Here is an 18,546-nt window from a genome sequence, read left to right on the forward strand (position 1 = left end):
TCGCAGCGCCCCCCGCCCCTGCCCCGGCCCCTGCTTCGCGGACACACCCGGGCCACCGGGCGCGCCCGCCTTCCCTGCGGCGTACGAGGCGTACGGACCACCGCGCGCCGGGAGTGCCGCAGGCGTGCGGCTCACCGGGCGACCTCGTGGTAGGCCGCCTCTAGGAGCTCCTCCGGCGGGTCGACCAGCGGGGACACCTTCGCCAGGTCGTCGAGCAGGACGAAGCGCAGCTTGGCGCCTCGGCTCTTCTTGTCCAGGCGCATGTGGTCGCGCAGCTCGGGCCAGGCCTCGCGGCGGTAGGCGGTGGGCAGCCCGACCGAGGTCAGGATGGACCTGGTCCGCTTCACGACGTCGGCGCCGATCCTGCCGTCCAGGCGGGACAGCTCGGCCGCGTAGACCATGCCGATCGCGACGGCCTCGCCGTGGCGCATCCGGTACTCCTCGACGCGCTCGATGGCGTGCGCCAGCGTGTGGCCGTAGTTGAGGATCTCCCGCAGGCCGCCCTCGCGCAGGTCGGCTCCGACGACGTCGGCCTTGATCTGGATCTTCCGCTCGATCAGCTCGCGGGTGTGCCGCCCCTCGGGGCGCCTGGCGCCGTCCGGGTCGTCCTCGATGAGTTCGAGGATCCGAGGGTCGGCGATGAAACCGCCCTTGATGATCTCCGCCAGGCCGCCCACGTAGTCGTCGCGGGGCACCGAGATCAGTGTCGCCAGGTCGCACAGCACCCCGGCGGGCGGGTGGAAGGAGCCGACCAGGTTCTTGCCCTCGGGGGTGTTGATGCCGGTCTTGCCGCCCACCGCCGCGTCGACCATGCCGAGCAGGGTGGTCGGCACCTGCACGACCTTGACGCCGCGCAGCCAGGTGGCGGCGGCGAACCCCGCCAGGTCGGTGGTGGCTCCCCCGCCGACGCCGACCACGGCGTCGGAGCGGGTGACGCCCGCGCGGCCGAAGGCGGACCACAGCGCCGCGGCCACCTCGACCGTCTTGGCACGCTCGGCGTCGGGCACCGGCAGCGCGACGACCTCGTACCCGGCCGCCTCGATCGCGCCGCAGACGGGGCGGGCGATCTCCGGCAGGCTCTCCGGGTGGATCACGGCGACGGTGCTCACCCCGGCGCCGAGCAGGGCGGGCAGCTCGCCGAGCACCCCGGTGCCGACCACCACGTCGTAGGGGCTCTCGCCGGGGACCTCGATCCTGGAGATCGTCACGGCTTCAGGCCCTCCACGATCTCCTCGACGATCTGGCCGGGCTCGCGCTCGTCGGTCGCCACGATAATCGTGGCGAGCCCCTCGTAGACGGGGCGCCGGGCGTCCATCAGCTTCTTCAGCTGGCTGCGCGGGTTCATCACGAGCAGGGGTCGCGCCGAGGCCAGGCCCACCCGCTGGACGGCGTTGGAGAGGCCGACCTCCAGGTAGACCACCGGCTGCCCGGCCAGCAGCTCGCGGGTGGCCTCGGCGAGGATCGCGCCGCCACCGAGGGAGAGCACGCCGTCGTGCTCGGCCAGCGCCCGCCGTACGGCGTCGGCCTCCAGCTCGCGGAAGACCTCCTCGCCGTCCTCGATGAAGACGTCGCTCACCGGCTTGCCCGCCGTGCGCTCCACGTCGGCGTCGGTGTCGCGGAAGGCGACCCCGAGCCGCTCGGCCAGCAGCTGCCCGACGGTCGACTTACCGGACCCGGGGGCACCGATCAGCACTGCTCGGGGACTCATGCGATCTCCTTCGACGTCGGCCCGCCCACCGGGGACCCGGGAGCGCCCTCGCCCGGACGCCGACTCATTTGATCACCAGCGAGGAGAGGTAGCCGGACAGGTTGCGGGCGACCTCCTCGACGGAGTCGCCGCCGAACTTCTCGATCGCGGCGTCGGCCAGGATCAGCGCGACCATCGCCTCGGCGACGATCGCGGCGGCCGGGACCGCGCACACGTCGGAGCGCTCGTGGTGGGCCTTGGCGGCCTCACCGGTCAGCACGTCGATGGTGGCGAGCGCCCGGGGGACGGTGGAGATCGGCTTCATCGCCGCGCTGACGCGCAGCGGCTCGCCGTTGGTCATGCCGCCCTCGACGCCACCGGCCCGGTTGGTCATCCGGCGTACGCCGTCGGCGGTGTTCTCGATCTCGTCGTGGGCCAGGGAGCCGGGGCGGCGGGCCGTCTCGAACCCGTCGCCGACGCCGACGCCCTTGATCGCCTGGATGCCCATCAGACCGGCCGCGAGGCGGGCGTCGAGGCGGCGGTCCCAGTGGGTGTAGCTGCCCAGGCCCGGCGGCAGGCCGTAGGCGACCACCTCGACGACGCCGCCGAGGGTGTCGCCGTCCTTGTGCGCCCTGTCGATCTCGGCGACCATGGCCGCGCTGCCGTCGGGGTCGGCGCAGCGCACCGGGTCGGTGTCGATCGCCTCCAGGTCGCCGGGGCCGGGCACGATGCCCCGGGTGGCGACGGCCCCGCCGATCGAGACGACGTGGCTGACGATGTCGACGCCGAGGGCCTGCTTGAGGAAGCTCCGCGCCACCTGGCCGAGCGCGACGCGGGCGGCGGTCTCGCGGGCGCTGGCCCGGTCGAGCACCGGGCGGGCATCGTCGAAGCCGTACTTCTGCATCCCGGCGAGGTCGGCGTGGCCGGGACGGGGGCGGGAGCGCGGCGCGTTGCGCGCCTGCCCCTCCAGCACGGCCGGGTCGACGGGGTCGGCGGCCATGACCGTCTCCCACTTGGGCCACTCGGTGTTGCCCACCCGGATGGCGACGGGACTGCCGAGCGTCCGGCCGTGGCGGACCCCGCCCGCGATGGTCACGACGTCCTGCTCGAACTTCATCCGCGCCCCGCGCCCGTAACCGAGGCGGCGACGGCGCAGCGCCTCGTCCAGCTGTGCCGTGGTCACCTCCACCCCGGCGGGCAGGCCTTCCAGGATCGCGACGAGCTCGGGGCCGTGGGACTCTCCGGCGGTCAACCAGCGCAACATGGTGACAAGTCTTCCACGTGTCGCCCACTGGAATGGCCTTCGTTCACTGGTTGAGACATCCGTCGGTGATCGTCACAGCGGGTGGTGCGTCAGAGGGCGGTGAGGACGGCGGCCAGGGCGCCGACGGCCATGAAGGGGCCGAAGGGGATCTCGCTCTTGCGGCCCGCGCGGCGCAGCACCATCAGGGCGGCCCCGTAGAGCCCCCCGGCCAGGAGTCCGAGGAAGGCCCCGGCGACCAGGGTGTCCCAGCCCAGCCAGCCGAGGGCCGCGCCCAGGCTCGCCGCGAACTTGACGTCGCCCAGTCCCATGCCCGCCGGGTTGACCAGGAACAGCACCAGGTAGAAACCCGCCAGGGCGAGGCCGCCCAGCCCGGCGCCGAGCAGGTCTCCGAAGCGGCCGTCGGCGAGGGCCGACACGGCCAGCGGGACGACGGTCCCCAGGTAGGCGGCGAGGGTGAGCCGGTCGGGCAGCCGGTGGACGGCGGCGTCGACGAAGGACAGGGCGACGGCGACCACCGCCAGCCAGCCGAAGGCGAGCAGCTCCCCCGCCCTCCCGAGCGGCGTGATCTCCGCCGCCCGTCCTCCCGGCCACGCCGCCGTCCCCGCCGGTGCTTCCGGCCACAGCGCCCGCAGCGCGAGGGCGGCCAGCACCGCCGCGGTGACCGCCTCCACCGCCCCCGCCACGGGAGGGGGACCGTGCCGCTCCCCCTCGGCCCCCGAATGGCGGGCCACCACGCGCCGCGTCCCGGCCCCGATCGCCAGACCCGCCAGGGCGGCCAGCGCGGGGAGGAGCAGAAGGGGCACCGGGGGGTTCATGGAGCCGACCATAATCCGCGACCCCCTTGCGCGCCGGGGATCCGGCCCACTCCGGCCCACTCCGGCCCAAGGGTCGCCGAGGGCCGGATGACCCCGGAGGTCATTGACGGGAACCGCGATGATCACGGAGGCTGTAGGCACTCCTACCCCCGGAGGGCCGGATCGCGTGGACACGGATCGCTTCAGCAAGCTACCCGCGGTCATCGCGTCCCTCGTCCTCCTGCCGGTGCTTCTCGAACTCCTCGCGTGGTACATCGAGGGCGAGGAGTACGACGTGGCCCGCGCGGTCACCGTGGTCCTGGTGATCGTGGCGCTCGCCCTCATCGCCACCGTGCTCGGCCGGATCAGGGCGCGGCTGCCGGTGCTGCTGGTGGTCGGGCTGACGGTCACCGCGGCGGGCGAGGCGGTGCTGGGGTTCGTGGCGGCGTTCGGCCCCGTGCTCTGGCGGGGCGGGGTGCCGGGCGAGCTGCACGGGCTGATCACCGCGGGGGTGAGCGCGTTCGCCGTCGCCACCGGCGTCTACCTGCTCGTCCAGTACCGCCGGGGCCTCTACCTCCCGTACCTGGAGGCCGGGATGGGACCGCTGCCCACCGCCACCAAGCGCAGGGTGATCGGCGAGTCGGAGATCCTGATCCGCACCATGCCGAACATCGGCCCCTCGGTGGAGAAGGCGCTGGCCAGCTGCGTGTCCATGGTCGACCAGGACGACCTGCACTTCGTGGCCTACTTCGCCGACCAGAAGTGCCGCTTCTACACCGACGTGCTGGAGGACGGCGACCTGGCCCACTTCTTCCACGAGACCGACCAGGAGGAGCGCAGGAAGATCTACCTGCGGGCGGGCAACCAGCTCAACTGGCTCACCCAGCGGCTCAACCAGCAGTTGCGCAGGCTGGAGGGCGGCATCCTCATCCGCACGGTCCTCGACGTGGAGCGCGGGGCCATGTTCTTCTACTGGATCGACGAGACCCGCTATCTCATCGGGGTGACCCTGGACCAGCGCAAGGTCGACGTCTCCGACGACAAGATGGCCAGGCTCGTGGACACGATCCGCGGGCACTTCACCCTGCCCCCGATCAACCAGCGAGAACGCCCTCAGAAGCCCCAGGGGCACCTGCGGTCCATCCCAAGGAGTGAGCGGTGGCCCGAATCGGGCTCTTGATCGTCGTCGTCGGCCTCGGCTGGCTCGCCGCCGACCTGGGCGGCCTGCGCGACATGGAACACTCGGGCGCGTACGTGCTGTTCAGCAGCCTGCTGCTCGCGATCGGCCTGTACGGAAGCACGCACGGGATCGACCGCGCCGAGGCCAGGGAGCACTCCCGGCTGATCGTGCTCGCGGTCACCGTCGGGGTGCTGCTCAAGACCGCGTTCATCGCCGGGGTCGTCTACCTCGTCTCCGGCGACCCCCGGGCACTGATCATGGCGGTGGTGGTCGCCCAGATCGACCCGCTCTCGGTCGCCGGGGTGATGCGGGACGACCGTCTCTCCAACCGGGCGAAGACGATCCTCGGGGCGTGGTCCTCCTTCGACGACCCGGTGACGATCATCCTGGCCGTCTACGCGGCGGCGCTGGTGAGTGGCTCGGGCGGGGGTGGCCTGTCGGCCGCGTACTTCGCCGACCTGGGGTTGAACGTGTTGTTCGCGGGGGTGGTCTACCTGCTGTGGCGGCTGATCAGGAACGCCCCGCCGGTGCTGACCTACGTGACGGCGGCCGGGGCGGTCGTGTCGGCCGCGTGGACCTCCCTCATGCTCGGCCTGGCGACGGCCGGGCTCTACCTGCGCCTGCCCGACTCGCGCTGGCTGGGCAGGGCGGTGAGCGCGGCGTTCGCGCTGTCGGCCTTCCTGATGGGCCTGCTGCTCGTCGGCGGGACGAACATGGGCATGGGCGTGCTGCTCGGGCTCGCCGCGTACGCCGCGCAGATGGTCGCCGCGCTGGTGCTCACCCACGGCCTGCCGATGATCGACCGGGTGCACCTGGGGCTGGCCCAGCAGAACGGGGTGACGGCGGTGATCCTCGCCCTGGTCTTCGAGCGCGACTTCGGCGGGTTCGTCGCCGTGATCGCCCCGGCGATCCTGACGGTCAACCTCGTCCACGCCGCGGCCAACCGAACCGCCGACGCCTGGGGGACTCGGCGATCTCTTCCATCCGCGCCACGGTGACGCCGGGCGCCTCGGCTCCCAGCCGGTCGAGGGTGCCCGACTCGACCGCGGCGAGCGCCCGCAGGAGATCGCCCTCGATCACGAAGGGCACCGGGCCCGCGACGTCGACCACCACCGCCGCGGTGCTCTCGTGCACCGCGGCCTGGCAGACCTGAAGGATCGTGGCCTGGATGGGCCTGGCGTCGGGGCGCCAGCGCCGCAGCGGCTCCGTCCCGGTGAAGGCGAGCACCGCCTCGCGGCCGTCCGCGCCGACGAGCTTCGGGAGGGCCATCTCGCTCTCCTTCTCCTGCCGCAGCCCGTGCGCGCCGATCTCCGACTCCTTGAGCAGGGCGACCACCGGCACGAGCAGCCGGGCCCCGCTCAGCGCGGCGACGACCTCACCGGCCTGGGCCTCCCCCGCGGCGAAGGCCGCGAGCGCGGATGTCACGGCGACGTCGGCGGCGCCGTCGTCGCCGGGGACCAGGGGCTGCGGAATGCTCGGCACGAACCGGGAGCCTACCCGCGCGGCCGGGACGGGAGGACGACCGCCCCTCCCGGCATCACCCCTGGCACTGCCCCGGCCTGCGCCGGGGGGGCACCGAGCCGGATCGAGCTCGGCTCGGCCTGATTCAGCCTGGTACGGCGAGGTCGGGCGGGGTCGGCCGTACCGGATATGCCGGATATACCGGGAATACCACCACTGGCGGCAGGACCCAGACGGCCTGGCCGGGGTCAGGGGCTCACCGCAGGAGGCGGAAGAAGGCCCGGATGTCCCCGACGAGCAGGTCGGGGGCCTCCATCGCGGCGAAGTGGCCGCCGCGGTCGAACTCCGACCAGTGCACGACGTCGTGTTCGCGCTCGGCGATCCGCCGGACTCCGGCGTCGCCGGGGAAGACGGCGACGCCGTGCGGCAGCGCCGAGTACTCGGCCACCGCTCCCCAGCCCTTCTGGCCCTCCTTGTAGAGGCGGGCGGCCGAGGCGCCGGTCCCGGTGAACCAGTAGACGCTCACGTCGGTGAGCATCTGGTCGATGTCCACCGCGTCCTCGGGCAGCTCGCGGGCCGGGTCGGTCCACTCCTTGAACTTCTCCACGATCCACGCCAGCTGAGCCGCGGGCGAGTCGTGCAGCCCGAACGCGAGGGTCTGCGGCCGGGTCGCCTGGATGATCGCGTAACCGGAATGGTCCTGGTCCTGGTACTGGCCGAGGCGGGCGAGCTCAGCGGGGGTGAGCCCCTCGAACTCGGCCGGGTCGCCGGTCGGGAACCCGAGCGCGCCGTTGACGTGCACGCCGACGACGTTCTGCGGCACGGCGCGGCCGAGCATCGGCGAGATGACCGAGCCGCTGTCGCCGCCCTGCGCGCCGTATCGCCGGTAGCCGAGCCGCTCCATCAGCTCCGCCCACGCCCGCGCGATCCGCTCCAGGTCCCAGCCGGTCTCGGTGGTGGGACCGGAGAAGCCGAACCCGGGGATCGACGGGGCGACGACATGGAACGCGTCGGACCGGTCGCCACCGTGCGCCGCCGGGTCGGTGAGCGGGCCGATGACCTTCAGGAACTCGGCGACCGAGCCCGGCCAGCCGTGCGTGACGATCAGGGGCAGCGCGTCGGGTTCGGGCGAGCGGACGTGGAGGAAGTGAACGTTCTGCCCGTCGATCCGGGTCGTGAACTGCGGAAAGGTGTTCATCAGCGCCTCGGCGGCACGCCAGTCGAAACCGGTGCGCCAGTACTCGGCGAGTTTCTTCGCGTAGCCGACGGGAACCCCGTAGGACCAGCCCACACCGGGCAGTTCGTCCGGCCAGCGGGTCGCCGCCAGCCGGCCGTGCAGGTCGTCCAGCTGTGCCTGCGGGATGTCGATCCGGAACGGATGGATTCGCGTGTCGTCGTTCATGTCCGTCAGGCTAGGCACCTGCTAGGACAGCTTCGGTCCTAGGATCGGCGTCATGCTGGAGACATCGGCACGGCTGCTGCGGCTGCTGTCGCTACTGCAGACCCCCAGGGACTGGCCGGGCACCGAGCTGGCCGAACGGCTCGGCGTCTCGCCCCGCACGATCCGCCGCGACATCGACCGGATCCGTGAACTCGGGTACGTCGTGCACGCCACCGCGGGCACACCCGGCTACCGGCTCGGCGCCGGTGCCGGGCTCCCGCCGCTGCTGCTCGACGACGACGAGGCGGTCGCGGTCGCCATCGGGCTCGGCACCGCCGCCGTCTCCAGCGTGGCGGGCATCCAGGAGACCTCGGTCCGCGCCCTCGCCAAGCTCGAACAGGTCCTCCCGCCCCGGCTCCGGCAGCGGGTCGGCGACCTGCGGTCGGTCACGGTCCCGCTGGTGGGCCCGGACGCGGCCGTGGACCCGTCCGTGCTCACCGCGATCGCCTCGGCCGTACGCGGCAGGGAAAGCCTGCGGTTCGACTACCGCTCCCACGACGGCACCGGGGATCTCCGCGCCGCCGAACCGTACCGGCTGGTGAACTCGGGCCGCCGCTGGTACCTGGTGGCGTGGGACACCGGCCGGGACGACTGGCGCACGTTCCGCGTCGACCGGCTGCGCCTGCGCACCCCGAACGGGCCACGCTTCACCCCCCGCGAGCCGCCCGGCGCCGACCTCGCCCTCTACATCTCGGAGCGGATCTCCGTCGACCCGTACCGCTACCGCGGCCGGTTCACGGTGCGGGCCCCGGCCGATGTCGTCGCCGCCCGGATGCCGCCGACGATGGCGGTGGTCGAGCCGGCCGGCGACGGCGTGTGCGTCCTCAGCACCGGATCGAACTCCCTCGACGAGCTGGCCATGTGGGTCGCGCAACTCGGCGTCCCGTTCGAGGTGCACGAACCGCCCGAACTCATCCAGCACATCCGCGCGCTCGGCACCCGCCTCGTCGACGCGGCCCGGCATCACACACCTCCTGACAAACCCGCCTGACCCGTACGCGCTTATAAGCGTTGGCGTCGCGGTCTTCGGGCGGGCTAGCGTTGCCTCCGTCATGCGGCGGGCGGAGGTGCCCTGTCCGCGCCCGTGAGCCGGCAGATTGGAGACGCGGGATGACCTCTCAGCTCGTCGCGCTCTGCTTCGACGCGAACGACCCGCTCCGCCTGGCGCGCTTCTGGACCGGAGTCCTGGGCTGGGAGATGACCGACGATCCCCGCGACGGCATCACGCTCCTGCCGAGCGATGACACCGGGTTCCGGATCCGATGTCTTCCGGCCCGGGAGGAGAAAACCGGCCCGAACCAGATGCACTTCGATCTGACGAGCACGTCCCTTGAGGACCAGCGGCAGACGGTGGCGAGGTCGCTCGAGCTCGGTGCGCGGCACATCGACATCGGGCAACGCCCGGAGGAGGACCATGTGGTGCTCGCCGACCCCGAGGGCAACGAGTTCTGCGTCATCGGGCCGGACAACAACTTCCTCGCTGACTGCGGATTCGTCGGAGCGCTCGCGTGCGACGGTTCGCGGGAGGTCGGATACTTCTGGAGCGAGGCCCTGGGCTGGCCGCTGGTCTGGGACCAGGACGAGGAGACCGCGATCCGCTCGCCGCACGGCGGTCCGAAGATCACGTGGGGCGGTCCGCCGGTGGCGCCGAAGACCGGGAAGAACCGGCTGCACTTCGACCTCGCCCCACCTGCGCACGGTGATCAGCGAGCGGAGGTCGACCGTCTCGTCTCCCTCGGGGCGACTCGAATCGACGTCGGCCCGCGCGAGGCCGGTCAGGTGGCGATGGCCGATCCCGATGGCAACGAGTTCTGTGTGCTGACCCCCCGGCAGGCCCTCCGTCCGGGTCCGCGACCGGCCGCGGGCGGATGACGGCCCGCGGCCCGCACGCGGAGGCACGCGCGGGCGGCGCGTGCCTCCGCGTGCCGCCCGTCAGCCGAGGTCGGCGATGGCGGCCACCGGGCCGCCGCCGCTGGGGCCCTGGTGGACCGCCGCGACCGAGACGAACACGGCCGGGTCCCCGGTGACGCTGGCCGCGACACCGCCGACGGTGGCCTTGATCTGGCGGTGCCAGTGCACGTCGGAGTCGTCGAGCATGATGTTGCGGCGGCCCCGCACGCTGCCCGACGGGTCGGCCTCGCACTTCATGAAGACGTTGACGAGCCTGTCGCCCAGGTCGGACGGGTGGGGGCGCTCGGGCAGCTCGATGCCGCTGGAGCGGATGGCCTCCCAGATGCCGTCGGCGTCCAGCGCGTCCTTCATGACCGAGTGACCGATCCGGTACCGGCCGCCGATCCCCCGTACGTTGCCGACGACCACGATCTGGGCCCGGTCCAGTTCGACGCCCGAGGAGCACGAGGCGACCGAGGAGTAGAGCGACAGGTCGCGGTGGATCTGGTCGGCGGCCGGCATCTCGATCTCGCCGAGGGCGACGGCGATGCCGAGGGCGGTGGTGGAGTTGGAGATGTCCATCGACGGGCCGGTGTCCTCGATCACCACGTCCTTGCCGCGCGACTTGGCGTCGTTGATCGTGGACAGGGTGAGCAGCGGGGTCTTGGTCTGGACGTAGTGGACGTCGGCGGGGTCGTCGATCCCGGCGAGCTTCATGGCCTCGCGGACTCCGGCGGCGACCTTCTCCACCATCGCGGGGCGGCCGATGTCCTCGGGCAGGATCACGTCGCTCATCGCGATGCCGACGCTCACCCTCGGCTCGTCACCCGGCTCGGCGTTCGCGGTGGTGGCGAAGATCGTGGCGTGCGGGCTGAGCACGCCGTCGGTGCCGCCCGACCACACCAGCGGCACGCTCTCGGGGGACGGGTGGCCCTTGGCCGCGAGCACCCCGCGGAAGGCCGTGTCGGCCAGGATGCGGGTGTAGTCGTTCACCCCGCCGTTGCCCTCGGTCTTGCCGATCACCGCGAGCACCCGGTGCGCCTCGATCACCCCGTCGTCGATGAGCCGGGCCAGCCCGGAGGCGTCGGTCACACTCTCGATGGGCACCTTGCGCACTTCAATGGGTTCGGGCATCGCTGCCACCTTTCGATCGCGTCGTGTTCACTGTCGCACCACGGTGCCGGTCTCCCCGGTGAGCGCCGCTCCCATGTCCTCGAGGGAGGTGATCACCGATCGGTCGCCGCCCTGCTCGACGAAGCGCAGCGCGGCCTCGACCTTCGGGCCCATGCTGCCCCCCGCGAAGTGTCCCGCGGCGTGCAGCACGCGCAGTTCGGCCGCGGTGACGTGGCCCAGGGGGCGGGCCCCGGGCGTGCCGAACCCGACGACGGCCCGGGGGACGTCGGTCGCGATGACCAGGACCGTGGCCCGCACGGCCCTGGCGAGCACGGCGGCGGCCAGATCCTTGTCGATCACGGCCTCGACCCCGGCCAGCCGCCCCTCCGCGTCGCGGGTCACCGGCACGCCGCCGCCCCCCGCGGCCACGACGGTGAATCCCGAGGCCACCAGCGCGGCCACCGCGGGCGCGTCGAGGATCTCCAGCGGCTCGGGGGAGGCCACCACGCGGCGCCAGCCCCGCTCGAAGCGGCGCCAGGTCTGGCCGAGATCCTCGAAGCGGCGCGCCTCCGCCTCGCTGAAGTAGCGGCCGATCGGCTTGACCGGGTCCTGGAAGGCCGGGTCGGCGGGGTCGACGAGCGTACGGGTGACCACGACCGCCGCGCGGCCGTCGAACGCGTTGAGGATGAGGGTGCCGATGGTGGCCTGCGTCTGCGCCCCGCACCAGTCGAGCGGCACCGGGGGCACGACGTGCGCGGCGAGCTGGTTCTTCAGGATCAGGTTGCCGACCTGGGGGCCGTTGCCGTGGGTGAGGGTCACCTGGTGGCCGTCCTCGACGAGCGCGACGACGTGGCGCACGGCCTGCTCGACCGCGCGGTGCTGGTCACCCGGCGAGGCGCCGCCGTCGGGCCCGGTCATCGCGTTGCCACCGAGCGCGATCAGTACTCGTTCACCCACCTGGCCGACGCTAATGGCCTCCCCGTTCCACCTCATGGGCACTCATTGCCCAAGGAGGACCCTTCCTTCGACACAACCAGCCAACCGGGCGGCTCGCGTGGGCCTCGCGGGGGCGGACATGACCCGGGACCGGTACGGCCTCTACCGTCCGAAGCCCGTACCGGGACGTTCCCCTGTCCTTCCTGTCCGCGCGTCGCGGCCGCTCACCCCGCTCATCCCGCTCACCCCGCGAGGGTCCGGGCGATCTCCTCGACCACCGGCGCGCGTTGCGGCTGCAGGTAGAAGTGGTCGCCGGGGAAGACCGTCAGGGAGAAGTCGGAGCTCGTACGGGCCTCCCACGACTTGGCCTGGACGGGGGTGACCACCGGGTCGGCGTCGCCGACGAGGGCGGAGATCGGGGTGTACAGCGGAGGTCCGGGACGGTGGTGGTACGCCTCGACCAGGCGGAAGTCCGCGCGGACGTAGGGCAGGATGATCTCGCGCATCGCCCGGTGGGACAGGACCTCCACCTCGGTGCCGCCGAGTTTCGCCAGCTCGGCCACGAAGCGGTCGTCGTCGTACTCCGAGATCTCGGGCCGGTCGCGGGGGGCGTGCGGCGCCCTCGCGCCGGACACGAACAGCCGCGCCGGGGCGATTCCCCGGGCTTCGAGGCGGCGCGTGACCTCGTAGGCGAGCGTCGCCCCCATGCTGTGCCCGAACAGCGCGAAACGCCGGTCCAGCAGCGGCAGCATCGACCCGGTCACCTCGTCGGCCAGCGCGTCCATGTCGTCCGGCAGCGGCTCGGTGAACCGGTCGGCCCTGCCGGGCAGCTGCGTCGCGTGCAGCTCGACGGACGCGGGCAGCAGCTCCGACCACGTGCGGTAGGCGTTGGCCGACCCGCCCGCGTGCGCGAGGCAGAACAGCCGCGTGGTCGCCCCCGGCCGGGGGAAGGCACAGCGCAACCAGGTCATGTGACCATGGTCGCACGCCCCGGGCGACCGCATGATCGCGGATGGCGCCCGCCCTTTGACCGGGTCACGAGGAGCGTCCGCGCACCGGGCGGAAACCGGATCGAGCGGCGCGTCCGGCCCCGTCCCGAACGCGCCGCGCCGACGTCACCGCGATGTCACCGCGACGGCGCCGGGGCGGTGCCGGGGTCTCCCACCCCGAGACAGGCCTCGAAGACGGCGGTGAGCCGGGCGACCACGGTCTCGTGGTCGGGGGCGTCGCCGGAGTCGGGGCCGTAGAGCTGGCGCATCGTGCCGCTGCCGGTGACGAGCGCGGTGGCGACCATCGCCCGGAAGGTCGCGTCGGGACCGGAGAGCCGCGCCGACAGGGGGCCCAGGATCGCCGAGCTGACCCGGTCGCGGATGATCTCGTGGATCTCCGGGGCGCTGGACGACCGGATGAGCGCGGCCAGCACCACGCTCCCCTGGTCGGAGCGGAGCCGTTCGGCGACGTACTCGGCCAGGCGGCGGGGCAGCTCCTCCTCGGGGCCGTCCAGGACGCCGGGGAAGCGCCCCTGCATCGCGAGCACCTCGGCGAACAGGTCGCGCTTGCTGCCGAAGTAGCGGTTGATCAGCGCGATGTTGGCGTCCGCCTCCGCGGCGATCATCCGCATCGTCACCTGGTCGTACCCGAGGTCGGCGAACAGCCGGCGGGCGGCGTCGAGGATGCGCCGCCTGGTGCCCTCCCTGTCGCGCTGCCGTATCTCATCCACCTACGGGATCCTTTCAGATTTGACGAGTAAACAAGCGTCTACTAACTTCATGTGTACTGTACATGCATTGGGGGACGGTTCATGCTGACCGAACAACGGATCCAGGCCGAGGCCGAACCGCGTTTCACCCACAGACAGGTGCTGGAGATCCTGGCCGGGCTGATGCTCGCCATGCTGACGTCGATGATCTCCACGTCCGTGGTCGGGACCGCGCTGCCGACGATCGTCGGCACGCTCGGCGGTCAGGAGCAGCTCGCCTGGGTGGCCAGCGCGACCCTGCTGACCATGACCGCCTCCACCCCGATCTGGGGCAAGCTCTCCGACCTCTACGGCCGCAAGCTCATGTTCCAGGTCTCGCTGGTCGTCTTCGTGCTGTCCTCCATCGCCGCCGGGTTCTCCCAGGACATGGGCCAGCTCATCGCGGCCAGGGCGCTGCAGGGCATCGGCGCCGGCGGCCTCGCCGCCCTGCCGCAGATCATCCTCGGCGACGTGGTCGAGCCCCGCGAGCGCGGGCGCTACTCCGGCTACATCGGCGCGGTCTTCGGCGTCTCGACGGTGGCCGGCCCGCTGCTCGGCGGGTTCATCGTGGACAACATGTCCTGGCGCTGGACCTTCTGGTTCTGCGTGCCGCTCGCGGTGGTCGCGTTCGTCGTCATCCAGAAGGTGCTGAAGCTGCCGCTCGTCCGGCGCGACACGAAGGTCGACTGGTGGGGCGCGACCTTCATCACCGGCGGCACCACCGCGCTGATGCTGCTGCTCTCCCTCGGGGGCAAGGAGTTCGGCTGGAACTCCGCGTGGACCTACGGTCTGGGCGCGCTCAGCCTGGCGATGTTCGGCCTCACCGTCGTCGCCGAGCGCCGGGCCGCCGACCCGATCCTGCCCCCGCACCTGTTCCGCGACCGCACCTTCGTGCTCACCTCCGTCGCCTCCCTGCTGGTCGGCGCGGCGATGTTCGGCGCGCTGATGTTCCTGCCGCAGTATCTGCAGATCGTCAAGGGCATGAGCCCCACCGGCTCAGGCCTGATGACCCTGCCCCTGGTGCTCGGCCTGCTCACCTCCTCGATCCTGACCGGCCGGTTCGTCAGCAGGACGGGCCGCTGGAAGATCTTCCCCGTGGTGGGCATGCTGCTGGTCGCGCTCGGGCTGTTCCTGCTCTCCCGCCTGCACGTCGACAGCTCGCTGGTGATCGTCGGCCTCGACAACGCGGTGCTCGGCATCGGGCTCGGCGCCTCCATGCAGATCCTGATCCTCGCCGCCCAGAACGCGGTGACCCGCGCGAACCTCGCCTCGGCGACCTCCGGGGTGTCGTTCTTCCGCTCCCTCGGCGGCGCGGTGGGCGTCGCGGCCTTCGGCGCGATCCTGTCCAACCGGCTCACCGCGGAGCTGGTCTCCCTCGCGAAGGCGGCGAACCTGCCGCTGAGCGGCGGCGCGGCCCCCAGCCTCGGCTCCCCCGAGGCCATCCACGCTCTCCCCGCGCCGATCCTGGAGATCATCCTGGAGGCGTTCACCCGGGCGATGAGCGCGGTCTTCGTGGTCGGCGTCCCGATCGCCGTCCTCGCCGCGGTGGCCTCCCTGATGCTCAGGGAGATCCCGCTGCGCTCGGCGCGGGCCGCCACCCCGGCGGCCTCCACCGACCCCGCCACCACCTCGCCGGTCATCGCGGGCAGGCCGTAACCCCCGTAACACCCCCGCGCCGCCCGGGGCCGGTCCGCTCTCCGGCCGGCCCCGGGCCCTTTCCCACCCGCCTCGCGCGAGCCTGCCCTCCCCCGGCGGGAGCGGCTCCCGCTCGCCACAGGTCGCGCGCTACCTCGGATACACCGCCGCCGGGCCGGTGCCGGTCGGCGAGAACGCCCGGCGACACCGGCTCCCCAGGTGGCCCGGCCGCAGCCGGTCGCCGCGTCGCGAGAACACCGCGAACGACGCGTGCCGCCCTCGGACGGCCGTCAGCCCTCGGACGGCCGTCAGAGCGTCCACTTCTGGTTGGCCCAGCCGTTGCAGTTCCACAGCTGCACCTTGGTCCCGTTCGAGCCGATGGTCCCCAGGTCCGCGTCCAGGCAGCGCCCGTTGTACATGCTGTAGATCGTGCGGCTCGTCGCGTCGTAGATCCATTTCTGGTTGGCCCAGCCGTTGCAGTCCCAGAGCTGCACCTTGGTGCCGTTCGCGTTGATGGTCCCGAGATCGGCGTCCAGGCAGCGGCCGTTCTCCTTGCTGTGGATCGTGTGACTGGACACGTCGTAGCTCCACGACTGGTTGTCCCAGCCGTTGCAGCCCCACAGCTGCACCTTGGTCCCGTTCGGGCCGATGGTGCCGAGGTCGGCGTCCAGGCAGCGCCAGTTCTGGTGGCTGCGGACGGGCCCCCAGGCGGCGGAGTCCGAGCCGGAGGCGGTCGCCGCGCCCGGGACGAACCCCACGCAACCGAGTGCGACCACCACCGCCGCCAGCACCCTGAATCCCCGTCGCATCGTCGATGCTCTCCTTCCTGCGAATCACGGGAGTGGAGAGCGGCGCGCGTCATCGGGAGGGAACCCGCCCGCCCCACCCGTTCCGCACCGTGCGTACCGCCCTCGCGGGCACGCCCGTCGACCACTCTCCGCAGCAGAAGGTACACGCAGGGAGATTGATTCCGGGCCGACGACACGGCGACCGGCGTTTCGTGAGGGAACGCGCCCTCCGCGCGGCCACGGAACGGGTGGCCGCCATGAGGCGGCGCCGGGCCGGTAACGGCGGGCGGGCGGCGTCGGACGGCTACCGGGCGCCGTCCTCTCCGGCGGCACCCGTGGCGCGCTCGGCCGCCGTGATCGCGTTGCGGAACAGCATCGCGACCGTGGTGGGCCCGACCCCGCCGACCCTGGGGGTGATCGCCCCGGCCACCCGGGCACAGGACTCGTCGACGTCGGGCAGCAGGCGCCTGCCCTCGTAACGCACCCCGCCGCCGACGACGACGGCGCCGGGCTTGACGTGCTCGGGCCGGACGATCCCCGGCACGCCCGCGGCGGCGACCAGGACGTCGGCGCGCCGCGTGTAGCGGGGCCAGTCGCTCACCCCGGTGTGCACGACGGTGACGGCGGCGTTCGCCGTCGGGCGCTTCTGCGCGAGGAGGATCGACAGGGGACGGCCGAGTGTGGCCCCGCGCCCGAGGACGACCACCTCCCGGCCCGCCACCGGGATGTCGTAGTACGCGAGCAGCGCCTCGATCCCGGCGGGCGTGCACGGCAGCGGGCCGGGGAGCTCCAGCGCCAGCCGCCCGATGTTGAGCGGATGCATGCCGTCGACGTCCTTGTCCGGATCCATGACCTGCAGGGCCCGGTCGTAGTCGAGGTGCTTGGGGACGGGGTGCTGGACGAGCAGCCCGTGCACCGCCGGGTCGTCGTTGAAAGCGGTGATGACCGCGTGCAGGTCCGCCTGGGTGGCGCTCGCGGGCAGGTGCTCGTGCGGGGAGGCGAAGCCGAGCTCGGCGGCCTGCCGCTGCTTGATGCGGATGTATCCGGCGCTGGCGTCGTCGTCGCCGACCAGGACCGTCGCCAGGCTCGGGGTGATCCCCCCGCCGGTCAGGGCGGCCACCCGGGTCGCCACGTCGGCCAGGATGCTTTCGGCGACCGGGCCGCCGGGAAGCAATCGGGCCGACGGCGCGCTCTCGGACTCGGGACCGTTCGATGCGGGCTGGGGCATGCGCGTCCTCTCGGCGTGGGCGCCCAGGCGGTCGACTCCCACGACGGGCTCCCCGATGGTTGATGCCATCCTCTTGCCGCCAGTCGCTTCACCCCCAGGATGCCCGATCAACCCCCCGTGGGTCGAACCGCCCCGAGCCCGGCCAGCCGGCTCACCGCCTCGTCGATGACCTCGTCCCGCTTGCAGAAGGCGAAGCGGACGAAGTGACCCCCGCGCTCGGGGCGGGCGTAGAAGACCTGGGTGGGGATGGCGACCACGCCCGCCAGCGACGGCAGCTCGCGGGTCAGGGCGAGGCCGTCGGTGAAGCCCAGGGGACGGATGTCGGTCTGCACGAAGTAGGTGCCCGCGGGACGGTAGACCTCGAAGCCCGCCGTGGACAGCCCCGCCATCAGCCGGTCGCGCTTGGACTCCAGGTCCGCCCGCAGGGCGGAGACCCAGTCGAGCTCGTGGCGCAGGCCGTGGGCGACGGCGAGCTGCCAGGGCGCGGCGGCGGTGAAGGTGAGGAACTGCTTGACGGTCTGCGCGGCCCTGACGAGCTCGGGCGGCGCGCAGATCCAGCCCGTCTTCCAGCCGGTGACCGAGAAGGTCTTGCCCGCGGAGGAGATCATCACGGTGCGCTCGCGCATGCCCGGCAGGGTGGCCATCGGCACGTGCTCGACGCCGTCGAAGGTGAGGTGCTCGTAGACCTCGTCGGTGACGGCCACCAGGTCGCGCTCCAGGCACAGCCGGGCGATCTCGTCGAGCTCGGCGCGGGTGAGGACGGTTCCGGTGGGATTGTGCGGGGAGTTGACCAGGACGGCCCGGGTACGCGGCCCGGCGGCGGCGCGCAGCTCGGCGGGGTCGAAGGTGAAGCGGCCCTCGACCGGGCGCAGGGTGACCGGGCGGAGCACGGCCCCGGCGAGGGCGACGGCGGCGGCGTAGGAGTCGTAGTACGGCTCGAAGGCGATCACCTCGTCGCCGGGCTCGCACAGCGCGAGGATCGTCGCGGCGATGGCCTCGGTGGCGCCGACGGTGACGAGGACCTCGCCGTCGGGGTCGTAGTCGAGCCCGTAGTGGTCCTTGCGGTGCTCGGAGACGGCCTGGCGCAGCTCGGGCACCCCCGGCCCCGGCGGGTACTGGTTGGAGCCCTCGCGGATCGCCGACACCGCCCGTTCCAGCATCGCGGCGGGCCCGTCGGTGTCGGGGAAGCCCTGCCCGAGGTTGATCGAGCCGGTCCGCAGGGCCAGCGCCGACATCTCGGCGAAGATGGTCGTGCCGAACTCGCGCATCCGCGCCACCAGAGGATCACTCACGCGCTCCAGCGTAGTCCCGCCCTCTTACGGCATCTCGTGACCACCGCCGCGTTCCTCCTACGGGGGTGCGGGCTCCGGCATTTGCCCCCGACGTAAGGT

18 protein-coding genes and 1 riboswitch are annotated in these 18,546 nt (G+C 72.5%); of the genes, 5 read left to right on the top strand and 13 right to left on the bottom strand.

The genetic code is table 11. From position 1 onward, the window contains the following. Positions 1–131: 131 nt before the first annotated feature. The 4 genes from aroB to ABD817_RS34125 all read right to left on the bottom strand — a co-directional run bounded on the left by aroB (position 132) and on the right by ABD817_RS34125 (position 3,766). On the bottom strand, positions 132–1,208 hold the full coding sequence (gene aroB, locus ABD817_RS34110) for a 3-dehydroquinate synthase (RefSeq protein WP_344922453.1): 1,077 nt from the start codon (positions 1,206–1,208) through the stop codon (positions 132–134). Next, on the bottom strand, positions 1,205–1,708 hold the full coding sequence (locus tag ABD817_RS34115) for a shikimate kinase (RefSeq protein ID WP_344922454.1): 504 nt from the start codon (positions 1,706–1,708) through the stop codon (positions 1,205–1,207). Before ABD817_RS34115 ends, aroB begins: the two co-directional genes overlap by 4 nt. A gap of 64 nt (positions 1,709–1,772) precedes the next feature. Then, a complete protein-coding gene (aroC, locus tag ABD817_RS34120; RefSeq protein WP_344922455.1) occupies positions 1,773–2,951 on the bottom strand; it encodes a chorismate synthase in 1,179 nt (392 codons plus the stop codon). Positions 2,952–3,040: 89 nt separating this feature from the next. Continuing rightward, complete coding sequence (locus ABD817_RS34125; RefSeq protein WP_344922457.1) at positions 3,041–3,766, bottom strand: prepilin peptidase; 726 nt, start codon at positions 3,764–3,766, stop codon at positions 3,041–3,043. 166 nt (positions 3,767–3,932) lie between these two features. On the opposite strand from ABD817_RS34125, the gene ABD817_RS34130 reads away from it, so the two are divergent. Further along, positions 3,933–4,925 carry a hypothetical protein gene (locus tag ABD817_RS34130; RefSeq protein WP_344922458.1) on the top strand — a complete coding sequence of 331 codons (993 nt, stop codon included), beginning with the start codon at positions 3,933–3,935 and terminating at the stop codon, positions 4,923–4,925. Then, positions 4,904–5,923, top strand: coding sequence for a cation:proton antiporter (locus ABD817_RS34135; protein WP_344922459.1), 1,020 nt, complete (start codon positions 4,904–4,906; stop codon positions 5,921–5,923). Before ABD817_RS34130 ends, ABD817_RS34135 begins: the two co-directional genes overlap by 22 nt. Here the strand turns inward: ABD817_RS34135 and ABD817_RS34140 are convergent. Together ABD817_RS34140 and ABD817_RS34145 are read right to left on the bottom strand one after the other, a co-directional pair. After that, positions 5,844–6,407, bottom strand: a complete 564-nt coding sequence (locus tag ABD817_RS34140) for an SseB family protein (protein WP_344922461.1) — start codon at positions 6,405–6,407, stop codon at positions 5,844–5,846. The two genes, ABD817_RS34135 and ABD817_RS34140, sit on opposite strands and share 80 nt — an antisense overlap. A 235-nt stretch (positions 6,408–6,642) precedes the next feature. Next, positions 6,643–7,788: an epoxide hydrolase family protein gene (locus ABD817_RS34145; RefSeq protein ID WP_344922462.1), complete on the bottom strand. Its 1,146-nt coding sequence runs from the start codon at positions 7,786–7,788 to the stop codon at positions 6,643–6,645. Between the two features lie 52 nt (positions 7,789–7,840). On the opposite strand from ABD817_RS34145, the gene ABD817_RS34150 reads away from it, so the two are divergent. Beyond that, positions 7,841–8,818 (top strand): helix-turn-helix transcriptional regulator, encoded by a 978-nt coding sequence (locus ABD817_RS34150; RefSeq protein WP_344922463.1) that lies wholly within the window; start codon positions 7,841–7,843, stop codon positions 8,816–8,818. Between the two features lie 119 nt (positions 8,819–8,937). Further along, on the top strand, positions 8,938–9,699 hold the full coding sequence (locus ABD817_RS34155; RefSeq protein ID WP_344922464.1) for a VOC family protein: 762 nt from the start codon (positions 8,938–8,940) through the stop codon (positions 9,697–9,699). A 60-nt stretch (positions 9,700–9,759) separates the two neighbouring features. Here the strand turns inward: ABD817_RS34155 and bar are convergent, their stop codons facing one another. The 4 genes from bar to ABD817_RS34175 form a co-directional block, all read right to left on the bottom strand. Beyond that, positions 9,760–10,851 carry a barbiturase gene (bar, locus tag ABD817_RS34160; protein ID WP_344922465.1) on the bottom strand — a complete coding sequence of 364 codons (1,092 nt, stop codon included), beginning with the start codon at positions 10,849–10,851 and terminating at the stop codon, positions 9,760–9,762. Between the two features lie 27 nt (positions 10,852–10,878). Next, positions 10,879–11,787 (bottom strand): carbamate kinase, encoded by a 909-nt coding sequence (locus tag ABD817_RS34165; protein ID WP_344922466.1) that lies wholly within the window; start codon positions 11,785–11,787, stop codon positions 10,879–10,881. Between the two features lie 221 nt (positions 11,788–12,008). After that, positions 12,009–12,737, bottom strand: coding sequence for a thioesterase II family protein (locus tag ABD817_RS34170; protein ID WP_344922468.1), 729 nt, complete (start codon positions 12,735–12,737; stop codon positions 12,009–12,011). Between the two features lie 155 nt (positions 12,738–12,892). Continuing rightward, a complete protein-coding gene (locus ABD817_RS34175) occupies positions 12,893–13,486 on the bottom strand; it encodes a TetR/AcrR family transcriptional regulator (RefSeq protein WP_344922470.1) in 594 nt (197 codons plus the stop codon). Between the two features lie 81 nt (positions 13,487–13,567). On the opposite strand from ABD817_RS34175, the gene ABD817_RS34180 reads away from it, so the two are divergent. Continuing rightward, a complete protein-coding gene (locus ABD817_RS34180; protein WP_344922471.1) occupies positions 13,568–15,160 on the top strand; it encodes an MDR family MFS transporter in 1,593 nt (530 codons plus the stop codon). Between the two features lie 287 nt (positions 15,161–15,447). On the opposite strand, the gene ABD817_RS34185 is transcribed toward ABD817_RS34180, so the two are convergent. The 3 genes from ABD817_RS34185 to ABD817_RS34195 all read right to left on the bottom strand — a co-directional run bounded on the left by ABD817_RS34185 (position 15,448) and on the right by ABD817_RS34195 (position 18,447). Next, positions 15,448–15,948 carry a ricin-type beta-trefoil lectin domain protein gene (locus ABD817_RS34185; protein WP_344922473.1) on the bottom strand — a complete coding sequence of 167 codons (501 nt, stop codon included), beginning with the start codon at positions 15,946–15,948 and terminating at the stop codon, positions 15,448–15,450. 283 nt (positions 15,949–16,231) lie between these two features. Then, a complete protein-coding gene (locus ABD817_RS34190; protein WP_344922539.1) occupies positions 16,232–17,155 on the bottom strand; it encodes a bifunctional 5,10-methylenetetrahydrofolate dehydrogenase/5,10-methenyltetrahydrofolate cyclohydrolase in 924 nt (307 codons plus the stop codon). 14 nt (positions 17,156–17,169) lie between these two features. Next, a riboswitch (ZMP/ZTP riboswitch) is annotated at positions 17,170–17,252 on the bottom strand. A gap of 10 nt (positions 17,253–17,262) precedes the next feature. Next, positions 17,263–18,447 (bottom strand): pyridoxal phosphate-dependent aminotransferase, encoded by a 1,185-nt coding sequence (locus ABD817_RS34195; protein ID WP_344922474.1) that lies wholly within the window; start codon positions 18,445–18,447, stop codon positions 17,263–17,265. Positions 18,448–18,546: the final 99 nt, after the last annotated feature.

It is taken from the genome of Streptosporangium oxazolinicum, assembly GCF_039537505.1.
GTDB classification, from domain to species: Bacteria; Actinomycetota; Actinomycetes; order Streptosporangiales; family Streptosporangiaceae; genus Streptosporangium; species Streptosporangium oxazolinicum.